General features: G+C 67.1%; 18 protein-coding genes. 15 read left to right on the forward strand and 3 right to left on the reverse strand.

The window, feature by feature from the left end; genetic code table 11:
- Positions 1-52: 52 nt before the first annotated feature.
- A complete protein-coding gene (locus EVC45_RS12275) occupies positions 53-613 on the forward strand; it encodes an alpha/beta hydrolase (protein ID WP_129958243.1) in 561 nt (186 codons plus the stop codon).
- Between the two features lie 79 nt (positions 614-692).
- On the opposite strand, the gene EVC45_RS12280 is transcribed toward EVC45_RS12275, so the two are convergent.
- Positions 693-1913 carry a CaiB/BaiF CoA-transferase family protein gene (locus EVC45_RS12280; protein WP_129958244.1) on the reverse strand — a complete coding sequence of 407 codons (1221 nt, stop codon included), beginning with the start codon at positions 1911-1913 and terminating at the stop codon, positions 693-695.
- Between the two features lie 320 nt (positions 1914-2233).
- Here EVC45_RS12280 and alaS point away from each other — a divergent pair, with 320 nt between their 5' ends.
- Complete coding sequence (alaS, locus tag EVC45_RS12285) at positions 2234-4858, forward strand: alanine--tRNA ligase (protein WP_129958245.1); 2625 nt, start codon at positions 2234-2236, stop codon at positions 4856-4858.
- A 160-nt stretch (positions 4859-5018) separates the two neighbouring features.
- Here the strand turns inward: alaS and EVC45_RS12290 are convergent, their stop codons facing one another.
- Positions 5019-5963 carry a LysR family transcriptional regulator gene (locus tag EVC45_RS12290; RefSeq protein WP_248295098.1) on the reverse strand — a complete coding sequence of 315 codons (945 nt, stop codon included), beginning with the start codon at positions 5961-5963 and terminating at the stop codon, positions 5019-5021.
- A 101-nt stretch (positions 5964-6064) separates the two neighbouring features.
- Here EVC45_RS12290 and EVC45_RS12295 point away from each other — a divergent pair, with 101 nt between their 5' ends.
- The 9 genes from EVC45_RS12295 to EVC45_RS12335 all read left to right on the forward strand — a co-directional run bounded on the left by EVC45_RS12295 (position 6065) and on the right by EVC45_RS12335 (position 14970).
- Entirely contained in the window at positions 6065-7390 is a 1326-nt protein-coding gene (locus EVC45_RS12295; protein WP_129958246.1) for a YbfB/YjiJ family MFS transporter, read from the forward strand.
- Between the two features lie 99 nt (positions 7391-7489).
- Positions 7490-8521 (forward strand): low specificity L-threonine aldolase, encoded by a 1032-nt coding sequence (locus EVC45_RS12300; RefSeq protein ID WP_129958247.1) that lies wholly within the window; start codon positions 7490-7492, stop codon positions 8519-8521.
- A gap of 137 nt (positions 8522-8658) precedes the next feature.
- Positions 8659-9189, forward strand: a complete 531-nt coding sequence (locus EVC45_RS12305; RefSeq protein ID WP_129958248.1) for an NUDIX domain-containing protein — start codon at positions 8659-8661, stop codon at positions 9187-9189.
- A gap of 186 nt (positions 9190-9375) precedes the next feature.
- Positions 9376-10524 (forward strand): iron-containing alcohol dehydrogenase, encoded by a 1149-nt coding sequence (locus EVC45_RS12310; protein ID WP_129958281.1) that lies wholly within the window; start codon positions 9376-9378, stop codon positions 10522-10524.
- Positions 10525-10620: 96 nt separating this feature from the next.
- Entirely contained in the window at positions 10621-11070 is a 450-nt protein-coding gene (locus tag EVC45_RS12315) for a thioesterase family protein (RefSeq protein ID WP_129958249.1), read from the forward strand.
- Positions 11071-11074: 4 nt separating this feature from the next.
- On the forward strand, positions 11075-12013 hold the full coding sequence (locus EVC45_RS12320) for a branched-chain amino acid ABC transporter permease (RefSeq protein ID WP_129958250.1): 939 nt from the start codon (positions 11075-11077) through the stop codon (positions 12011-12013).
- Positions 12006-13451, forward strand: a complete 1446-nt coding sequence (locus EVC45_RS12325; protein WP_248295099.1) for a branched-chain amino acid ABC transporter permease — start codon at positions 12006-12008, stop codon at positions 13449-13451. The genes EVC45_RS12320 and EVC45_RS12325 overlap by 8 nt, the downstream gene beginning before the upstream one ends.
- Positions 13448-14248, forward strand: coding sequence for an ABC transporter ATP-binding protein (locus EVC45_RS12330; protein WP_129958251.1), 801 nt, complete (start codon positions 13448-13450; stop codon positions 14246-14248). The genes EVC45_RS12325 and EVC45_RS12330 overlap by 4 nt, the downstream gene beginning before the upstream one ends.
- Positions 14245-14970, forward strand: a complete 726-nt coding sequence (locus tag EVC45_RS12335; protein ID WP_129958252.1) for an ABC transporter ATP-binding protein — start codon at positions 14245-14247, stop codon at positions 14968-14970. The genes EVC45_RS12330 and EVC45_RS12335 overlap by 4 nt, the downstream gene beginning before the upstream one ends.
- Positions 14971-15190: 220 nt before the next feature.
- Here the strand turns inward: EVC45_RS12335 and gcvA are convergent, their stop codons facing one another.
- Entirely contained in the window at positions 15191-16084 is an 894-nt protein-coding gene (gene gcvA / locus EVC45_RS12340; RefSeq protein WP_211193412.1) for a transcriptional regulator GcvA, read from the reverse strand.
- 156 nt (positions 16085-16240) lie between these two features.
- Between gcvA and EVC45_RS12345 the strand changes: the two genes are divergently transcribed.
- The 4 genes from EVC45_RS12345 (at position 16241) to EVC45_RS12360 (ending at position 20103) form a co-directional block, all read left to right on the forward strand.
- Entirely contained in the window at positions 16241-17086 is an 846-nt protein-coding gene (locus tag EVC45_RS12345; protein ID WP_129958254.1) for a transketolase, read from the forward strand.
- Positions 17083-18081 (forward strand): transketolase family protein, encoded by a 999-nt coding sequence (locus EVC45_RS12350; RefSeq protein ID WP_129958255.1) that lies wholly within the window; start codon positions 17083-17085, stop codon positions 18079-18081. Before EVC45_RS12345 ends, EVC45_RS12350 begins: the two co-directional genes overlap by 4 nt.
- Before the next feature lie 62 nt (positions 18082-18143).
- Positions 18144-18908, forward strand: a complete 765-nt coding sequence (locus EVC45_RS12355) for an SDR family NAD(P)-dependent oxidoreductase (RefSeq protein WP_129958256.1) — start codon at positions 18144-18146, stop codon at positions 18906-18908.
- Between the two features lie 151 nt (positions 18909-19059).
- Positions 19060-20103 carry a TRAP transporter substrate-binding protein gene (locus EVC45_RS12360; protein ID WP_129958257.1) on the forward strand — a complete coding sequence of 348 codons (1044 nt, stop codon included), beginning with the start codon at positions 19060-19062 and terminating at the stop codon, positions 20101-20103.
- Positions 20104-20108 lie beyond the last annotated feature (5 nt).

A 20108-nucleotide genomic window follows, 5' to 3' on the forward strand; every position in this document is an offset into this window, starting at 1 on the left:
GCCCGCCGCGCTATCGCGCGAGCGGTCGATAAGCCGAACACGGGGAAGCACGATGAACGAACAACAACCAACCACACTCGTACTGCCGGGCTATCTTGGCTCCGGTCCTGGCCACTGGCAAACGCGCTGGGAAGCGCTCGATCCCGCGTTCGTTCGCGTGCGGATGCCGGACTGGGACCACCCTTCGCGCGACGCCTGGTGCCGCACGCTCGCCGCCGCCGTTGACGCTGCGGATGCGCCGGTGTTGTTCGCGGCTCACAGTCTCGGCTGTCTGACCACGGCGTTCTGGGCCTCGCAGTACGCGAGCGCGGCGCAGCTCGCGAAGGTGGCCGGCGCTCTGCTGGTCGCCTTGCCCGATCCGGCCGAAGCGCTTTTCCCGCAAGACGCGACCGGCTTTGCGCCGGTGCCGCTCACCCGCCTGCCGTTTGCGACGATCGTCGTGGCGAGCCGCGACGATCCGTATGGCGGCGTGCCGTTCTCGCAAACCTGCGCAGACGCGTGGGGCAGCCGCTGGATCGGGATCGGCGCGCGCGGCCACATCAATGCCGACAGCGGCCTCGGCGATTGGGACGAGGGGCGGGGCTGGCTGGCTTCGCTAGCGGCGGGGCGCTGAAGCATCTTGCGCATCGCGCACGCCGAGCTTACGTCTCAGCCTGCGCCAGCCGCCTCAGTTGCTCTAGCCGCCGCACCGATCAGATCACCGCCTTCCTCTTCAACTCCGCAATCGTCCGCGCGTCGTATCCGAGCACGTCGCTCAGCACGCGCTCGGTATGCTCGCCGAGCAGCGGCGGATGGCTCAGCGCCTGCGGCGGCGTGCCGGTCATGTTGATCGGATTGCGCACGAGCTTGACCGTGCCGCCTGACGGATGCGGCAGTTCCACCTGCAGACCGCGCGCGACCACCTGCTCGTTGTCGAACACTTCGTCGAGGTTGTTGATCGGCCCGCAAGGCACGCCGGCCGCTTCGAGCGCCGCGATCCATTGCTGCTTTCCCTGCAGACGCACCATCTCCGCGAGCATCGGCACCAGCAGTTCGCGGTTGCGCACGCGCGCGGGGTTGGTCGCGAAACGGTCGTCGTCGGCGAGCTCCGGGCGGCCGCCCGCCTCGACGAACTTGCGGAACTGCCCGTCGTTGCCGACCGCGACGATGATCCAGCCGTCGCTCGTCTGGAAGGTCTGGTAGGGCACGATGTTCGGGTGCGCATTGCCCCAGCGCACCGGCGGCTGGCCGCTCGCGAGGTAGTTCGAGTTCATGTTGGCGAGCATCGCGACCTGCACGTCTAGCAGCGCCATGTCGATGTATTGGCCTTCGCCCGTGCGGTCGCGGTGCGTGAGCGCGGTCAGCACGGCGATCGTCGAGTACATGCCGGTCATCAAATCGGCGATCGCGACGCCGGCCTTCTGCGGACCGCCCCCCGGCTGGCCGTCGCGCTCGCCGGTAATGCTCATGAAGCCGCCGATACCCTGCACGATGAAGTCGTAGCCGGCGCGCTGCGCATACGGTCCGGTCTGCCCGAAGCCCGTGACCGAGCAGTAGATCAGGTCGGGCTTCACCGCTTTGAGCGATTCGTAGTCGAGGCCGTACTTCTTCAACTGGCCGACTTTGTAGTTCTCGAGCACGACGTCGCTTTGCGCGGCCAGTTCGCGCACGATCCGCTGGCCCTCGGGCGATGCGATGTCGAGCGTGACCGAGCGCTTGTTGCGGTTCGCCGCGAGATAGTAGGCGGCTTCGCGCGTGTCCGCGCCGTCCGGCGTTTTCAGATACGGAGGCCCCCAGTGGCGCGTGTCGTCGCCGACCTCGGGGCGTTCGATCTTGATGACGTCGGCGCCGAAATCGGCGAGCGTCTGTGCGCACCACGGACCGGCGAGCACGCGGGTGAGATCCAGCACTCGGATGTGACTGAGAGCGCCCATATTCTTCAATGTCTCCTGATGGTTGCAGGCCGCGCGAGCTGCCATGCGTTGTTTCGCGCGAAGTTTGCTGGAAGTCATCTTAAGCGATTCCCGTTCGAGGGCGCAGTCAGCCGAACGTCATAGCGCCTTTCGGACGCGGGGACACGCGGCTGTCGCATCGGGCGCATGCCGTGCTGGCCGGATGGCCAGCACGGCTGCGCGCAGTGCCGCGCGCGCTTGCCGATCCCGTATAATCAGTCGTTTAAAGAAACAGACAGTTGGCGCCTCCCACCGGCCGCCAGTCTCCGTCAGGAACCGTCAGGACCCGTCCCCCGCACGCTATGAAAGCCGCTGAAATCCGCGAGAAATTCCTCAAGTTCTTCGAATCGAAGGGCCATACGATCGTCCGTTCGTCGAGCCTCGTGCCCGGCAACGACCCGACTCTGCTCTTCACCAATTCGGGGATGGTGCAGTTCAAAGATGTGTTCCTCGGCGCGGAATCGCGTCCGTATGCGCGCGCCACGACCGCGCAGCGCAGCGTGCGTGCCGGCGGCAAGCACAACGACCTCGAGAACGTCGGCTACACCGCGCGTCACCACACGTTCTTCGAGATGCTCGGCAATTTCTCGTTCGGCGACTACTTCAAGCGCGATGCGATCCACTACGCGTGGGAACTGCTGACCGGGGTCTACCAGCTGCCGAAGGAAAAGCTCTGGGTCACCGTCTACCAGGAAGACGACGAAGCGCACGACATCTGGGCGAAGGAAGTAGGCGTGCCGGTCGAGCGCATCATCCGCATCGGCGACAACAAGGGCGCGCGCTACGCGTCGGACAACTTCTGGCAGATGGCTGACGTCGGCCCGTGCGGCCCGTGCTCCGAAATCTTCTACGACCATGGTCCTGAAGTGTGGGGCGGCCCGCCGGGATCGCCCGAGGAAGACGGCGACCGCTACATCGAGATCTGGAACCTCGTGTTCATGCAGTTCAGCCGCGACGCGCAGGGCAACATGACGCCGCTGCCCAAGCAATGCGTGGACACCGGCATGGGCCTCGAGCGTATCGCGGCGGTGCTGCAGCACGTGCACAGCAACTACGAGATCGACCTGTTCCAGGCGCTGATTCAAGCCGCCGGCCGCGAAACCGGCGTGACCGATCTCGGCAACAACTCGCTGAAGGTGATCGCCGATCACATCCGCGCGTGCTCGTTCCTGATCGTCGACGGCGTGATTCCGGGCAACGAAGGCCGCGGCTACGTGCTGCGCCGTATCGTGCGCCGCGCGATCCGCCACGGCTACAAGCTTGGCAAGAAGGGTTCGTTCTTCCATCGCCTCGTGGCCGACCTCGTCGCGCAGATGGGCGAAGCCTATCCGGAACTGGCGCAGGCCGAACAGCGCGTGACCGACGTGCTGCGTCAGGAAGAAGAGCGCTTCTTCGAGACGATCGAGCACGGCATGTCGATTCTCGAAGCCGCATTGGCCGATCTCGACGCGAAGGGTGGCAAGACCCTCGACGGCGAACTCGCGTTCAAGCTGCACGACACCTACGGCTTCCCGCTCGACCTGACCGCGGACGTTTGCCGCGAGCGCGAAGTGACGGTCGACGAAGCCGCGTTCGACGACGCGATGGCGCGTCAGCGCGAGCAGGCGCGCGCGGCGGGCAAGTTCAAGATGGCGCAGGGCCTCGAATACTCGGGCGCGAAGACCACGTTCCACGGCTACGAAGAAATCGTCTTCGACGACGCGAAGGTCATCGCGCTGTACGTCGATGGCGCATCGGTGCAGCAGGCGCAGGCCGGCCAGCAGGCGGTCGTCGTGCTCGATCACACGCCGTTCTACGCGGAGTCGGGCGGCCAGGTCGGCGACCAGGGCGTGCTCGCGAACGCCAGCACGCGCTTTGCGGTCGCCGATACGCTGAAGGTGCAGGCCGACGTGGTCGGCCATCACGGCACGATCGAGCAGGGCACGCTGAAGGTCGGCGACGTCGTGAAGGCGGAAATCGACGCGGTGCGCCGCGCCCGCACGGCGCGCAACCACTCGGCCACGCACCTGATGCACAAGGCGCTGCGCGAAGTGCTCGGTTCGCACGTGCAGCAGAAGGGCTCGCTCGTCGACGCTGACAAGACCCGCTTCGACTTCGCGCACAACGCGCCGATGACGGACGAACAGATCCGCCAGGTCGAGGCGATCGTCAACGCCGAAGTGCTCGCGAATGCACCCGGTATCGTGCGCGTGATGTCGTACGACGATGCGGTGAAGGGCGGCGCAATGGCGTTGTTCGGCGAAAAGTACGGCGACGAAGTGCGCGTGCTCGACCTCGGCTTCTCGCGCGAGCTGTGTGGCGGTACGCACGTGAATCGCTCGGGTGACATCGGTTTCTTCAAGATCGTGATGGAAGGCGGCGTTGCGGCGGGTATCCGTCGCGTCGAAGCGATTACGGGCGACAACGCGGTGCGCTACGTGCAGGAGCTCGAAGCGCGCGTCAACGCGGCCGCGGCCGTGCTGAAGGCGCAACCGGCGGAACTCACGCAGCGCATCGGCCAGGTGCAGGACCAGGTGAAGGCGCTCGAGAAGGAACTGAGCGCACTGAAGTCGAAGATGGCGTCGAGCCAGGGCGACGAACTCGCGGGCCAGGCGATCGAAGTCGGCGGCGTGCACGTGCTCGCGGCGACACTCGAAGGCGCGGACGTGAAGACGCTGCGCGAAACGGTCGACAAGTTGAAGGACAAGCTGAAGAGCGCGGCGATCGTGCTCGCGTCGGTCGAAGGCGGCAAGGTCAGCCTCATCGCCGGTGTGACCGCCGACGCCAGCAAGAAGGTCAAGGCGGGCGAACTGGTCAACTTCGTGGCCCAGCAGGTGGGCGGCAAGGGCGGTGGCCGTCCGGACATGGCGCAGGCTGGCGGTACCGAGCCGGCCAACCTGCCGGCGGCGCTCGCGGGCGTCAAGGGCTGGGTCGAAGGGCAGCTTTGATTGTGATGTTCCGTTGAGTCCGGCTTGACCAAAAGTCGAGCTGGGTTCGACAAAGGGGCCACGCGGCGCGCCAGCAGGATTGGCGCGTTGCGTGGCCCCTTCGTTTTTGCGGAAGCCGATCGGGTCGCGTCGAGCCCGATCGCCGGCCCGGCTTCAACGATCAGACGACGTTCGCCTTTACCGACACCGCCGCACCCGCTGCCGGCAAATCTGCGTCGACCGTACCGTCTGTCCCTTCCTGCGACGCCACCAGCGTGCGCCGCAGCGCATTGAGCGCCGACGAAAAATGCCCGCGTCGCCACACTAGCAGCGTGTCGAGCACGCCGATCTCGGGCAACTCGTGAACCGCGATATTGCTCGTGTCGCCCTGCAGATCGAGCACCGAGCGCGGCGCGACCGCGACGCCCGCGCCGGCCGCCACGCATGCGACGATCGCGTGATACGAGCCGAGCTCCAGCACGCGCGCCGGGCGTACGCCATGCTCCAGATACCACTTCTCGATATACGCGCGGTAAGCGCAGCCCCGCTCGAACGCGATCAGTGTCGATAGCGCGATGTCGCGCACTTCGCGAATCGGCCGATGTCCTCGCGGCGTCAGCATCACCAGTTCCTCGCGAAACACCGGCACGGTCTCGAACAGCTCACCGAGCGAAGCGGGATCGAGCGGCGTGGCGACCAGTGCGGCATCGACCTCGAACTCGCGGACCCGCTCGATCAGCTTGCCGGTTGTGCCGATTTCCAGCTCCAGCTCGACGGCCGGCCATTGCTGGTGATATTGCGCGAGCAGCCCCGGCAGACGCGTCGCCGCCACGCTTTCCATCGCGCCCAAACGCAGACGCCCGCTCGGACGATCCTCGCGCACCGCGTGCCGCGCCTCGTCGGCGAGCGCGAGCAGCCGTTCCGCGTAGGGCAGCAGCGTCTCGCCGGCCGGCGTCAGCACGAGCCGGCGGCCGTCGCGGATGAACAGCTCGGTGCCGAGCTGCTCCTCGAGTTGCTTGATGCGCGTGGTCACGTTCGATTGCACGCGATTGAGCTTCGCGGCGGCGCGCGTCACGCCGTTTTCGCGCACGACGGCGCGAAAAATGGTCAGAGCGGCCAGATCCATGATTCTCTCCCAGCGATGATGGACATTCTAATTATTCATTTTTCGTGATTGAAAGGTCAAGCTAACATGGTTTCATACCATCGCCGTTTGACCGTCCGATCATGAACGACCTTGCTTCCCACGCGTCCCCACGCTTTCATGAACCTCACGCCGCCCGGCGCGCGGCGCTCGCCTGCATGGTGACGCTGGCCGTCGCGCTCGGCATCGGGCGCTTCGCGTTTACGCCGCTGCTGCCGCTGATGCTGCACGGCGCCGCGCTCGGCCAGCCGCAGATTGATATCCAGCACGGCGGCTGGCTCGCGTCGTTCAACTACGCCGGCTATTTCGCCGGCGCGATGACCTGCGCGGCGCTGCGCGCCGACCCCGCGCGCATGGTGCGCGTCGGACTCGTCGCAACGGTGCTCCTGACACTCGCGATGGGCGTCACCGGCCAGTTCTGGGTGTGGGCGCTGGTGCGCTTCGTCGCCGGCGCGGTCAGCGCATGGACCTTCGTGTTCGCGTCGCAGTGGGGTTTGCGGCGGCTCGCCGAACTCGGCGCGCATGCGTGGAGCGGGGTCATCTATACGGGGCCGGGCGTGGGGATCGTCGGAACCGGTTTGCTGGTCAGCGTCGCGGGCGGCTATGGCGCGGTGGCCGGATGGATCGGCTTTGCGGTGATCGGCGCGGGGCTGTCGGTGCTGGTGTGGCCGGTGTTCGGGGATGCGCGGCATGCGGGTACAGCGAAGCAGGCCGTTGCAAGCTCCACAACGGCAAAACCCGCCGCAACACCCGCCTCCGGATCGCGCGCCGGCGCAAAACAGCCGCCCCTTGCGGCCGGCAGTCAGACGAGCCATGCCCTCCACCGCGCCGACGCATTCTGGCTGGTCCTGCTCTACAGTATCCCGGGCTTCGGCTACATCATCACCGCGACCTTTCTGCCGGTCATCGCGCGCCACGCATTGCCGGGCTCGGCGTGGCCGGACCTGTTCTGGCCGATGTTCGGCGCGGCGCTGATCGTCGGCGCGTTGCTCGCCGCGCGTTTGCCCGTGCATTGGGACAACCGCGCGCTGCTCGCGGGCTCGTATGTGCTGCAGGCGCTCGGCATCGCGTTGGGCATCGTGTGGCCGACGGCGGGCGGGTTTTCGCTCGGCAGCATCCTGATCGGCCTGCCGTTTACCGCGATCACGCTATTCGCGATGCGCGAGGCGCGGCGTCTGCGCGGCGACGACGCGGCCGGGCTGATGGGGTATGCGACGGCGGCCTATGGCATCGGTCAGATCGCCGGTCCGCTGGTGGCCGCGCCGATTGCCGCGCACACGGGGTCGTTTTCGCCGGCGCTGTGGCTCGCCGCGGGCGCGCTGCTGGCGGGGGCGGCGGGACTGATCGCGGTGACGCGCGTGACGCGCGCCCCGCGCCGTGGCCGCATGCCGGATTGCGGTTGCAGCTAAGACCCAAAAAAAGACTCAAAAACAAATCTCGCACGAGCGCACTAAAATGACCGCTTCCCGTCATTCCCATGCGCCCGTTGCCGGGCGCGTCGCTCGACCATGCAACATTTCGCGTCCGATAACTACGCCGGCATCTGTCCCGAAGCGCTCGACGCGCTGATCGCCGCCAACAACAGCGGCCACGAGCCGGCCTACGGCGACGACTCGTGGACCAACCAGGTGTGCGACCGTCTGCGCGACCTGTTCCAGACCGATTGCGAAGTGTTCTTCGTGTTCAACGGCACCGCGGCCAATTCGCTCGCGCTCGCGTCGCTGTGCCAGTCGTACCACTCGGTGATCTGCCACGAACTCGCGCATATCGAGACCGACGAATGCGGCGGCCCCGAGTTCTTTTCAGGCGGCTCGAAGCTGCTGACGGCGCCCGGCATCGGCGGCAAGCTCACGCCCGATGCGATCGAAGCCATCGTCACACGGCGCGCCGATATCCACTATCCGAAGCCGAAGGTCGTCACGCTGACGCAGTCGACCGAGGTCGGCACCGTCTACAGCGTCGAGGAAGTGCGCGCGATCGCGGCGATCGCGAAGCGCCGTCATCTGAAGGTGCACATGGACGGCGCGCGCTTCGCGAACGCGGTCGCCGCGCTCGACGTGCATCCGTCGGAAATCACGTGGCGCGCGGGCGTCGATGTGCTGTGCTTCGGCGGCACCAAGAACGGCTTGCCGGTCGGCGAGGCGGTGGTGTTCTTCGACCGCGCGCTCGCCGACGATTTCGCCTATCGGCTGAAGCAGGCCGGACAGCTCGCGTCGAAAATGCGCTTCATCTCCGCGCCATGGCTCGGTCTGCTCGACAACGACGTGTGGTTGCGCAATGCGCGTCACGCGAACGCGATGGCGCGTTTGCTGGAGACGCGGTTGCAGGAAATCCCGGGCGTGAGCATCATGTTTCCGAGCGAATCGAACGCGGTATTCGCGCAGTTGCCGCCGCCCGCCGCGAAGGCGATGCGCGCGCGCGGCTGGAAGTTCTACGAGTTCATCGGCGCGGGCGGTTGCCGGCTGATGTGCGCGTGGGACACCCAGCCCGAGACGGTCGAGCGTTTCGCCGCCGACGTGCGCGAACTGTGCGTCGCGTGATGGAAGACGTGCGGGAGGTCGTTGGAATCCGGGCGACCACCAACGCCGCGCGCGCATAGCGTCACCGAACCACTTCATCCAGCCGCACGCGAACTCCAACCCGTCAAAAACACGAGATCAAAGAGACGTCCCCCGCCATGACCGAGTACCGATTCTGTCCCCGCTGCGCGAAGCCCCTGACCGAGCGCGTCGACCCCGACCACGAGGGCGGCCGCGTCCGTCAGAGCTGTCCCGATACCGCGTGCGGCTATGTCCATTGGAACAATCCGCTGCCGGTCGTCGCCGCGATCGTCGAGTACGAGGGCAAGATTCTGCTCGCGCGCAATGCCGCATGGCAGGAGGGCATGTTCGCGCTGATCACCGGCTTCCTCGAAAACGGCGAGACGCCGGAGCAGGGCATCGCGCGCGAAGTGATGGAGGAGACGTCGCTGCACACGGAGTCGGTCGAGCTGATCGGCGTGTACGAATTCATCCGCAAGAACGAGCTGATCGTCGCGTATCACGTGAAGGCGCACGGGACGATCGCGCTGTCGCCCGAACTGCTCGAATACCGGCTCGTCGAGCCCGCGAAGCTGCGGCCGTGGCGCGCGGGCACGGGACAGGCGCTCGGCGAATGGATGCGGCGGCGCGGTCTGCCGTTCGAGTTCGTCGAGCGGCCGGGGCAGTGAAGCACTGCGCCGATCGAGCCGCAACATTGGCCAGCACACAGACAACGCGGATGATCCAGACAACATAGAGACAGCCCCCAGCGCACCCGGCACCACCCGACACAGCCCACCCATCGGCGCGTCACCGAACCGATCATCCACGACAAGCAGCGGTCAATGAGCGCACGCTCAGGGAGAAGCAACGGCATGGCCTACATCTACTACCTGACCCATATTCATCTGGGCTACGACGCACTGTCGCAACTGTCGTCCGAGTGCGCGCGCATCGGCATCAAGCGGCCTCTGGTGATCAGCGACAAGGGCGTCGTCGCGGCCGGCATCGCGCAACAGGCGCTCGACGCGCTGAAGCTCGGCGAGGTGCCGCTGTTCGACGACACGCCGTCGAATCCGACCGAGGCAATGGTGCTCGCGGCCGCCCAGCTGTATCGCGACGAGGGCTGCGACGGGCTGATCGCGGTGGGCGGCGGGTCGTCGATCGATCTCGCGAAAGGCGTCGCGATCGCGGCCACGCATCCGGGGCCGCTCACGCAGTACGCGACGATCGAAGGCGGCAGCGCGAAGATCACCGACGCCGTCGCGCCGCTGATCGCGATTCCGACCACGGCCGGCACCGGCAGCGAAGTCGCGCGCGGCGCGATCGTGATCCTGAACGACGGCCGCAAGCTCGGCTTTCATTCGTGGAGTCTGCTGCCGAAATCGGCGCTGTGCGATCCGGGCCTCACGCTCGGCCTGCCGCCGGGACTGACCGCCGCGACCGGCATGGACGCAATCGCGCATTGCATCGAGACCTTCCTCGCGCCGGCCTTCAATCCGCCCGCCGACGGCATCGCGCTCGACGGCCTCGAACGCGCGTGGCATAGCATCGAGCGCGCGTGCGCGGACGGCCAGGATCGCGAGGCGCGCCTGAACATGATGAGCGCGTCGATGCAGGGCGCGATGGCGTTCCAGAAGGGTCTCGGCTGTGTGCACTCGCTGTCGCATCCGTTGGGCGGCCTGAAGGTGAACGGCCGCACCTCGCTGCATCACGGCACGCTGAACGCGGTCGTGCTGCCCGCGGTGCTGCGCTTCAACGAGCGCGCGCCGAGCGTGGTGGCCGAGCGTCGCTATGCGCGCATGCGTCGCGTGATGGGAGTGCCCGAGCATACCGAACTCGCGCAGGCGCTGTTCGACATGACGGCGCGGCTCGGTTTGCCGACCGGCCTCGGGCAGATGGGCGTCGACGAAAGCATGTTCGACAAGGTCGTGCAGGGCGCGCTGCTCGACCATTGCCATCGCACGAATCCGCGCGAGGCGAGCGCCGACGACTATCGCCGCATGCTGACCGAGTCGTTGTGACGGGGTCGCCAGCACTGAAGCGCGCTAACAAAAAGGGGCCGCCCGGCCCCTGAAACCGCAACCGAGCCACCTCGCATCCACCCACCGCCTCGCCCGATGAACAAACCCGCCCCCGCCGGCCGCGCCGCGTATCCGCATTTCCTGCCGATCACCACGCGCTGGATGGACAACGACGTCTACGGCCACGTGAACAACGTCGTCTACTACAGCTATTTCGACACCGTCGTGAACGAGTATCTGATCCGCGCGGGCGTGCTCGATGTCGAGCACGGCGCGACGATTGGGCTGGTCGTCGAGACGCAGTGCAACTACTTCGCGCCGCTGGTGTTTCCCGATCTTATCGAAGCAGGCCTGCGCGTCACGCGGCTCGGCACGTCGAGCGTGCGCTACGAGGTCGGGCTGTTCCGCGACGGCGACGCCGTGCCCGCCGCGCAGGGACATTTCGTGCACGTCTACGTGGATCGCGCGACGCGCCGTCCGGTGAATCTGCCCGCCGAACTGCGCGCGGCGCTCGAACCGTTGTGCGTCGCCGGCCCGGCGGACTAGACGCGTGCAGTCGTTCATCATCACTCTGCTCAACGGCCTGAGCTACGGGCTGTTGCTGTTCATGCTGTCGGCCGGGCTGACGCTGATTTTCAGCATGCTCGGCGTGCTCAACTTCGCGCACGCGAGCTTCTACATGCTCGGCGCGTACGTCGGCTTTTCGGTGGCGGCGCACGCCGGTTTCTGGAGCGCGCTGGTGGTCGCGCCGCTCGTCGTCGGTCTGCTAGGCGCGGCGCTCGAACGCTGGCTGCTGCGGCGCGTGCGCGGGCACGGTCATCTGCCCGAACTGCTGCTGACGTTCGGCGCCGCGTATCTGCTCGGTGAGCTCGTCAAGCTCGGCTGGGGGCTCAGTCCGCTGTCGGCGAGGATTCCGGCGGTGCTCGACGGCCCGCTGTTCTCGCTGTACGGGGCGGTCTTCACGCGCTATCGCGCGTTCATGATGGCGGTGTCGCTCGCGATGCTCGCCGCGCTCGTCGCGGTGCTGCGTGTGTCGAAGACGGGCTTGATCGTGCGCGCCGCGCTCACCCATGCGCAGGCCGTCGAAGCGCTCGGCCACAACGTGCCGCGCGTGTTCACCGGCGTGTTCGCGGCCGGCACCGCGCTCGCCGCGCTGGCCGGCGTGATCGGCGCGCCGCTGTTCGTGATCGAGCCGGCGATGGCGGAGTCGCTCGGCTCGATCGTGTTCGTCGTGGTCGTGATCGGCGGGCTCGGGTCGCTGAGCGGTGCGCTCGTCGCGTCGCTGCTGGTGGGATGCGTGCAGACGCTCGCGGTCGCGAGCGATCTGTCGCTCGGCGACGTGGTGTCGCTCGCCGGCGCGGTGCTGCCGCCCGAATGGGACGCGCTGACGCTCGCGCAACTCGCGCCGCTGCTGCCGTACCTGCTGCTCGTCGCGGTGCTGGCACTGAAGCCGCGCGGGCTGTTCGGACGGCGTGACGATCATGCGTAAGCGGCGCGCACGGTCCGGGCAGGTCGCGTCGTTGGGTGGGGCGGGGTCGTCCGCGCGAGCCGGGTTCCCGCGGCGCGCGTCGGTTGATCCTGCGGCGCCCACGCCGCCCGCTCCGCCATCGACCCCGCGCGTGCGCGCGCTCGCGCCGTGGCTCGCGCTCGTCGCCTTTCTGGCCGTGCCGCCTTTCATCTGGCCACACAGCTGGATGCTCGCGTATCTCGCGCAAAGCGCGACGATGATCGTGTTCGCGCTGTCGTACAACCTGCTGCTCGGCGAGACCGGGCTGCTGTCGTTCGGGCACGCCGCCTATGCGGGGCTCGGCGCGTTGATCGCCGCACGCGTGTTCAACGCGGGCGGCGTGCCGCTCGTGCTGCTGCCGTTGGTCGGCGGTATCGGCGGCGCGCTAGCCGGCGTACTGTTCGGCTTCATCGCGACGCGCCGTGCCGGCACCGCATTCGCGATGATCACGCTCGGTCTCGGCGAGCTCGTCGTCGCGGCCGCGTGGACGCTGCCGGGCTGGTTCGGCGGCGAGGCCGGCGTCGCGATCGATCGCGCGAGCGGGCCGCCCCTCGGCGGCTGGAGCTTTGGGCCGGCGCGCGAGGCCTACGTGCTGATCGCGCTGTGGTGCGTCGGCGCGAGTGTCGCGATGTTCGCGTTGTCGCGCACGCCGTTCATGCGGCTCGCGAATGCAGTGCGCGACAACCCGGCGCGCGCCGCGGCGATCGGCTGCTATCCGCGCCGGGTTCGCTATGGCGTGGTCGTGCTGTCGGCGTTTTTCGCGGGCATCGCGGGGACACTCGGGCTGATCAATATCGAACTCGTGTCGACCGAGAGCGTCGGCATGATGCGCTCGGGCGCGGTGTTGATCGCGACCGTGATCGGCGGCACGGCGGCGTTCTTCGGGCCGGTCGCGGGGGCGATCGTGCTGACGTTTTTCAGCGTGGTGGTCGCGACTGTCACGCGGGCGTGGCTGTTCTATCTCGGGCTGTTTTTCGTCGTGGTCGTGATGGCCGCGCCGGATGGGCTCGCGGGCTTTGCCTCCCGGCAGACGGCGCGAATTGCGGCCAATGGCTGGCGACGTTGCCGCGCCGCGTATTTGTGGAGCGCGGCGGCGGGGTTGCTGTGGCTCGCGGGGATCGTGCTCGCGGTGCAGTGGGCCTATGCGGCGCAGTTCGGCGCGGATGAAGGCTCGGCGTTCGGAGTGATCTTTGGCGCAGGTGCCGGTGCCCGTGCCGGTGCGGCTGCGGATGTCTCTGGCGCGTCCCCGCTGTCTGCACTCGCCGCCTCGCCATTGCATCTCGCGCTTGCGCTCCTTGCGCTCGCAGTCCTGATCGCGCTGTCCACCCGCGGCGCGTTGCGCGCGCATGCACGCGTCGCCGCCGACGCCCACGCACGCGCACGCGCACGCGCAACACGATCCCCCGGAGCCACACGATGATCCCCGCACTCGCGCTCTACGGCATCGAAAAACGCTTCGGCTCGACGCAAATACTGCGCGGTGTCGATCTCGCCATCGAGCCCGGCGAGCGCCACGCGCTGATTGGCCCAAACGGCGCGGGCAAGTCGACGCTGTTCAACCTGATCGGGGGCGGCACGCGGCCGAGCGCCGGGCGCATCCATCTGTTCGGCGCGGACATCACGCGGCTCGCACCGGCCGCGATCGCGCGCCGCGGCCTCGCGCGCAGCTTTCAGAGCACCAGCGTGTTCACGCGGCTGTCCGTGTTCGACAACTTGCGCTGCGCGGCGCAGCTTGCCGAGCGCGATCGCACACGCTGGTGGCAGCGCTTGACCGGCACGGCCACGGTCGATGCGCGCGCCGCCAAGGTGCTCGACGCGGTCGGCCTCGGCGCGCGCCGCGACGTCGCGGCCGGCACGCTCAGCTACGCGGAGCAGCGCGCGCTCGACCTCGGCATCGCGCTCGCGGGCGGCGCGCACACGCTGCTGCTCGACGAGCCGACCGCGGGCATGAATCGCGCGGAAGCGGCCCGCGCGATCGAACTGATCCGCAATACCACCGCGGGCCGCACGCTGCTGATGGTCGAGCACGACATGGATGCGGTGTTCGCGATCGCCGATCGGATTTCGGTGCTGGTGCAGGGGCGCATCATCGCGAGCGGGTCGCCGGGGGCGATTCGCGCGGACGCGGCGGTGCGGGCCGCGTATCTGGGCGAGGGCTTCGAGATCGGCCCGGGCGCACGGGCTGGTGATGGACCGTGCAACGGGGCACGGCGATGAGTGCGTTGCTCGAGATTCGCGACCTGAACGCGTGGTACGGCGCGAGCCAGGCGCTGCACGGCGTCACGCTGAGCGTCGAGCCCGGCGAAGTGCTCGCGCTGGTCGGCCGCAACGGCTCGGGCCGCTCGACGCTCGCACGCGCGATCATGGGCCTCGTGCGCTGCGAGGGCGAGCTGCGTTTCGCGGGGCGCTCGCTCGCCGGTCTGCGCACGTTCGAGATCGCGCGGCTCGGGCTCGGCTATGTGGCCGAGCATCGCGATGTATTCGCCGCGCTGAGTGTCCATGAAAACCTGCTGCTCGGCATCGCGCCGGGTGCCGCATCGCGCGCGCGCGGCCGCGCGCCGCGCTTCACGCTCGACGATGCCTACGCGCTATTCCCTGTGCTGGCCGAGCGCAAGCGCACGCGCGCCGGCGCGCTGTCGGGCGGCGAGCAACAGATGCTCGCACTTGCGCGGGCGCTGCTCGGCGACCCCGATCTGCTGCTGATCGACGAACCCGGCGAAGGGCTCGCGAGTCTCGTGATGCGGCAGGTCGCTGGCTGTCTGCACACGCTGCGCGAGCGTGGCGTCGCGATATTGCTGATCGAGCAGCGGCTCGTGATCGCGCAGGACATCGCGACTCGAGTCGCAGTAATGGGGCACGGCGAGATCGTGTTCGACGGCGCGTTGGCGTCGTTTCTGTCGCGCGACGATGTGATGCGTGAATGGCTCGGGGTCGGCTGACGCGCAGGCTTGTGCGCGCCTGCGTTGCCGCCCGCCGTACCGGCACGTTCCAGGCGGCGTGAAACGCGCCGGAATGGCCGTTTGAACCGCGTGGCGCGCCACGCCGGCGACGTTTCGAAGGGCACGGTGCGCATCGGCGGCGGGCACGCTGAGCGTCGATCCGGCGGCGAGGAAGTAGCGGGGCGGCCCGGACCTTCGCTCGAAGGACTCAAGCGAAGGTTCAGCCCGCCCCGAGTTCCTCAAATAGCCAATCCTGAAAGCTCTTCAGCTTCGGCAGATCCGCGCGCGATTTGAGCAGGTTCAGCGTGTAGCCGTTTATCTTCAATCCATCGAGACCCAACGGCGCGACCAGCGTCCCGGTTTCCAGTTCGCGCTGCGCGAGCAGCAGGCTCTCCAGACACACGCCCATACCGTCCGCAGCCGCGCTGATCGCCATGAACGAGCGGTCGAAACGCGGCCCGCGCGTGATGTCGAGCACCACCTTGCGATGCAGCCGCATCCAGTCGCGCCAGCCGACGAGACACCCCTCGCTATGAATCAGCGTGTGGTGCCGCAGGTCCGCAACCGTGCGGATCGGATGCTCGCCGTTCGCCAGTCCTGGAGAGCACAGCGGCACGATGGTTTCGAGCGGCAGGTCGAGCACCATCGTGCCGGGCGGCTGCAAGCGCCGCGCGCCATAGCGGATGTCGATATCGACCGACTCCTTGATCAGGTCCACCGCCGCCGATGACGCATTGAGCCGCACGTCGATATCCGGATGCAGCGCGCTGAAGCGCGCGAGCCGCGGCATCAGCCATTGGGTCGCGATGCTTGGCGTGGCGTGCACGGTCAGGATGTCGCTCTTCGCGACGCGGCCGATGTCGCGCGTCGCCTTGTCGATGCGCGCGAACGCCGCGCCGATTTCCTCAGCGTATTGACGCCCCATGTCCGTGAGCACCACCGCGCGATGCACGCGATGGAAGAGCCGCACGCCCAATTGGTCCTCGAGCAGCTTGACCTGATGACTGACCGCCGAGGGCGTGACGAACAGTTCTTCTGCTGCGAGAGCGAACGACGAAAGCCGCGCGGAGGCCTCGAAAGCCTGAATGGACTTGAGTGTGACGCGATGGTGCATGGCAGCATTCACATGAATTGAGTTCAGCAATAGCTCACTTTAATTCGTTTGAGCGAATCTATTCAAGTCGATACGCTGTATCCATTCGCAGTGCAATCAAACCGAGGGATTACCCGAGGCTGCGACCAGGTCAATTCATCCTGCAAGGAGACACGCGTGAATACGAGCGAAGCCGGGCACACCGCCCAACTCGCGGAACACGCCCACCGCATCCGCCGCAACGCGTTGCTGATGGGCGAAGTACAGGGCCAGGGCTATATCGGCCAGGCGCTCGACATCGCCGACGTGCTGGCCGTCGCTTACTTCGGCGCGATGCGTTACCGCGCCGAAGATCCCGAATGGGAAGGCCGCGACCGCTTCCTGCTGTCGAATGGCCATTACGCGATTGCCTTGTACGCGGCGCTGTTCGAAGCCGGCATCCTGCCCGCCGACGAACTCGAAACCTACGGCAGCGACGACAGCCGCCTGCCGATGTCCGGCATGGCGAGCTACACGCCGGGCATGGAAATGTCGGGCGGCTCGCTCGGCCAGGGGCTGACGATCGCCGTCGGCCGTTGTCTTGGTCTGAAGCGTAAAGCTTCGGATTCCTTCGTCTACACGCTGTTCTCCGACGGCGAGCTCGACGAAGGCGCGGTCTGGGAAGGCCTGATGTCGGCCGCGCACTGGAAGCTCGACAACCTGATCGCGATCGTCGACGTGAACAACCAGCAGGCCGACGGTCCGTCGACGCAGATCATGGCGTTCGAGCCGCTCGTCGACAAGCTCGAAGCATTCGGCTGGTACACGCAGCGCGTGGACGGCAACGACATCGCAGCGGTGAAGCGCGCGTTCGACAACGCGCGCCATCACGACAAGCCGCAACCGCGGATCATCGTTTGCGATACGAAGATGGGCTGCGGCGTGCCGTTCCTCGAAGCGCGCGAGAAAAACCACTTCATTCGCGTCGATGCGCACGAATGGCAACTCGCGCTCGAAGCGCTCGAAGCCGGGAGACAAGCATGAGCACCGTTGCAAAGAAGCCGCGCCTGAAGACCTCGGCGATGATCGCGTCGATCGCGTCCGAAGGACAGGTCACGCGTTCGGCGCCGTTCGGTCATGCACTGGTCGAACTGGCACGCAACAAGTCCAGCGTGATCGGCATGACGGCCGACCTCGGCAAGTACACCGACCTGCACATCTTCGCGAAGGAATTTCCGGAGCGCTATTACCAGATGGGCATGGCCGAGCAGCTGCTGATGGGCGCGGCATCCGGCTTCGCGCACGAAGGCGCGCAACCGTTCGTCACGACCTACGCGGTGTTCGGAACGCGCCGCGCGTACGACTTCATTCATCAAACGATCGCTGAAGACAATCTCGACGTGAAGATCGTCTGCGCGTTGCCGGGCCTGACGACCGGCTACGGCCCGAGCCACCAGGCAGCGGAAGATCTCGCGCTGATGCGCGCGATGCCGAACATGACGGTGATCGATCCGTGTGACGCGCTCGATATCGAGCAGATGGTGCCGGCCATCGCCGCACACAAAGGCCCGGTCTACGCACGCCTGTTGCGCGGCAACGTGCCCGCGGTGCTCGACGAATACGACTACCGCTTCGAACTCGGCAAGGCGAAGCTGCTGCGCGACGGCAACGACGTGCTGCTGATCTCGTCGGGGATCATGACGATGCGCTCGCTCGAAGTCGCGAAGGCACTGGAGGCGGACAACGTCGGTGTGGCCGTGCTGCACGTGCCGACCATCAAGCCGCTCGACACCGCGACGATCCTGCGCGAAGCAAAGCGCACGGGCCGCATGGTGATCGTCGCGGAGAACCATACGGTGATCGGCGGACTCGGCGAAGCGGTGGCGCGCACGCTGCTCGGCGCTGGCGTTACACCGCCGTTCCGCCAGATCGCGCTGCCCGACGAGTTCCTCGACGCCGGCGCGCTGCCCACGCTTCACGACCGCTACGGCATCTCGACCGAAGCGATGAGCAACACCATCAAGGGCTGGCTCGGCTAACCAGGCCGCTCGCCTACCCGCACAACCGCAGTCCAATTCCTATCACGAAGGAGAGCAGCATCATGTCAGAGTCGCGTCTTCTCGACGGCAAGGTCGCCGTTATTTCCGGTGCCGCTTCGCCTCGAGGCATCGGCATGGCCACGGCGCGGATGTTCGCGAAGCACGGTGCCAAGGTCGCCATTCTCGATCTCGATCTGTCGGCGGCGCGCGATGCCGCGGCGTCGATCGGCCCGGAGCACCGCGGCTACGCGTGCAACGTGACCGACCGCGAGGCCTGCGACAGCGCAGCCGCGCAGGTCGTCGCCGACTTCGGCGCGATCGACGTGCTGATCAACAACGCCGGCATCACGCAAGCAGCGAAGCTGCTCGACATCGATGCCGCGAGTTGGGACCGCATTCTCGACGTGAACCTGCGCGGCGTGCTGTATCTGTCGCAGGCGGTCGTGCCGTACATGAAGAAGCAGAAGAGCGGCTCGATCGGTTGCATGTCGTCGGTCTCGGCGCAGCGCGGCGGCGGCATTCTCGGCGGCCCGCATTATTCGGCCGCGAAGGCGGGCGTTCTCGGTCTCGCCAAAGCGATGGCGCGCGAACTCGGCGCCGACGGCATTCGCGTGAACTGCGTAACGCCCGGCCTGATCCAGACCGACATCAACGCGGGCAAGATCCCCGACGACAAGCGCGGCGAGATTCTCGCGGGCATTCCGCTGAACCGTCTCGGCGTGCCCGACGACGTCGCCGGCGCGTTCCTGTTTCTCGCCGCGCCGATTTCGTCGTACATCACCGGCGCCGTCATCGACGTCAACGGCGGCATGCTGATTCACGGCTGAGGCCGGCACGGCCGGAACGCGGCGCGCGGCGGTGTCCGGCCAGCCGCGCGCGTCAACGCAGACGCCGGGCACAGGCAAACGCGCCACAGAGCGCGCTGTGCGAGACAACACACAACGCGATACCTGCGTATCCATCTTGGAGGAGCACACCATGAGCCATCGTTCGACCAGCGGCCGGGGCATCGACCGGCGCACCTTTCTGAAAGCGGGCGCCAGCGTCGCCGCCGCGGCGCCGCTGTGGGGTTTGTCGATCCGTCGCGCGTCGGCCGCCGACTTCTCGTACAAGCTCGCGACGGGCCAGGACCCGACCCATCCGGTCAACGTCCGCGCCCAGCAGGCCTGCGACAAGATTCGCGCCGCCACCGGCGGCAAGCTCGACATCAAGGTCTTTCCGTCGAACCAGCTCGGCTCCGATACCGACCTGCTGTCGCAGGTGCGCAGCGGCGGCGTGGAGTTCTTCAACCAGGCGTCGTCGGTTCTCGCGACGCTCGCGCCGGCCGCCGGCATCGTCAACACGGGCTTCGCGTTTCCCGACTACGACACGGTCTGGAAAGCGATGGACGGCGACCTCGGCGCCTACGTCCGTGCGCAGATCGAGAAGACCGGCATCGTGACCGTATCGCGCGTGTGGGACAACGGCTTCCGGCAGGTCAGCTCGTCGACGCGCGTGATCAAGCAGCCCGCCGATCTGAAGGGCTTCAAGATCCGCGTGCCGCAGGCGCCGATGCTGACGTCGCTGTTCCAGGCGTTCGACGCGGGTCCGTCGCCGATCAACTTCAACGAGCTGTATTCGGCGCTGCAAACGGGCGTCGTCGAAGGCCAGGAGAATCCGCTGCCGATCATCGCGACGACCAAGCTCTATGAAGTGCAGAAGTCGATCAGCCTCACCTCGCACGTGTGGGACGGCTACTGGATTCTCGGCAACCGCCGCGCCTGGGAGAAGCTGCCCGCCGACATGCGCGCGATCGTCACGCGCGAATTCGAAGCGGCCGGCATGCTGCAACGCGCCGACATCGCGAAGCTCAACGGCTCGTTGCGCAACGACCTGAAAGCGAAGGGCGTCAATGTCGTCGAGGTGGATCGTCAGGCGTTCCGCGATACGTTGCGCAAGACGAGCTTCTACAGCGACTGGAAAGGCAAGTATGGCGAGCAGGGCTGGAGCCTGCTCGAAAAGTACTCCGGAAAACTGGTATGAACATC

This window comes from Paraburkholderia sp. UYCP14C (assembly GCF_004197395.1).
GTDB lineage: Bacteria > Pseudomonadota > Gammaproteobacteria > Burkholderiales > Burkholderiaceae > Paraburkholderia.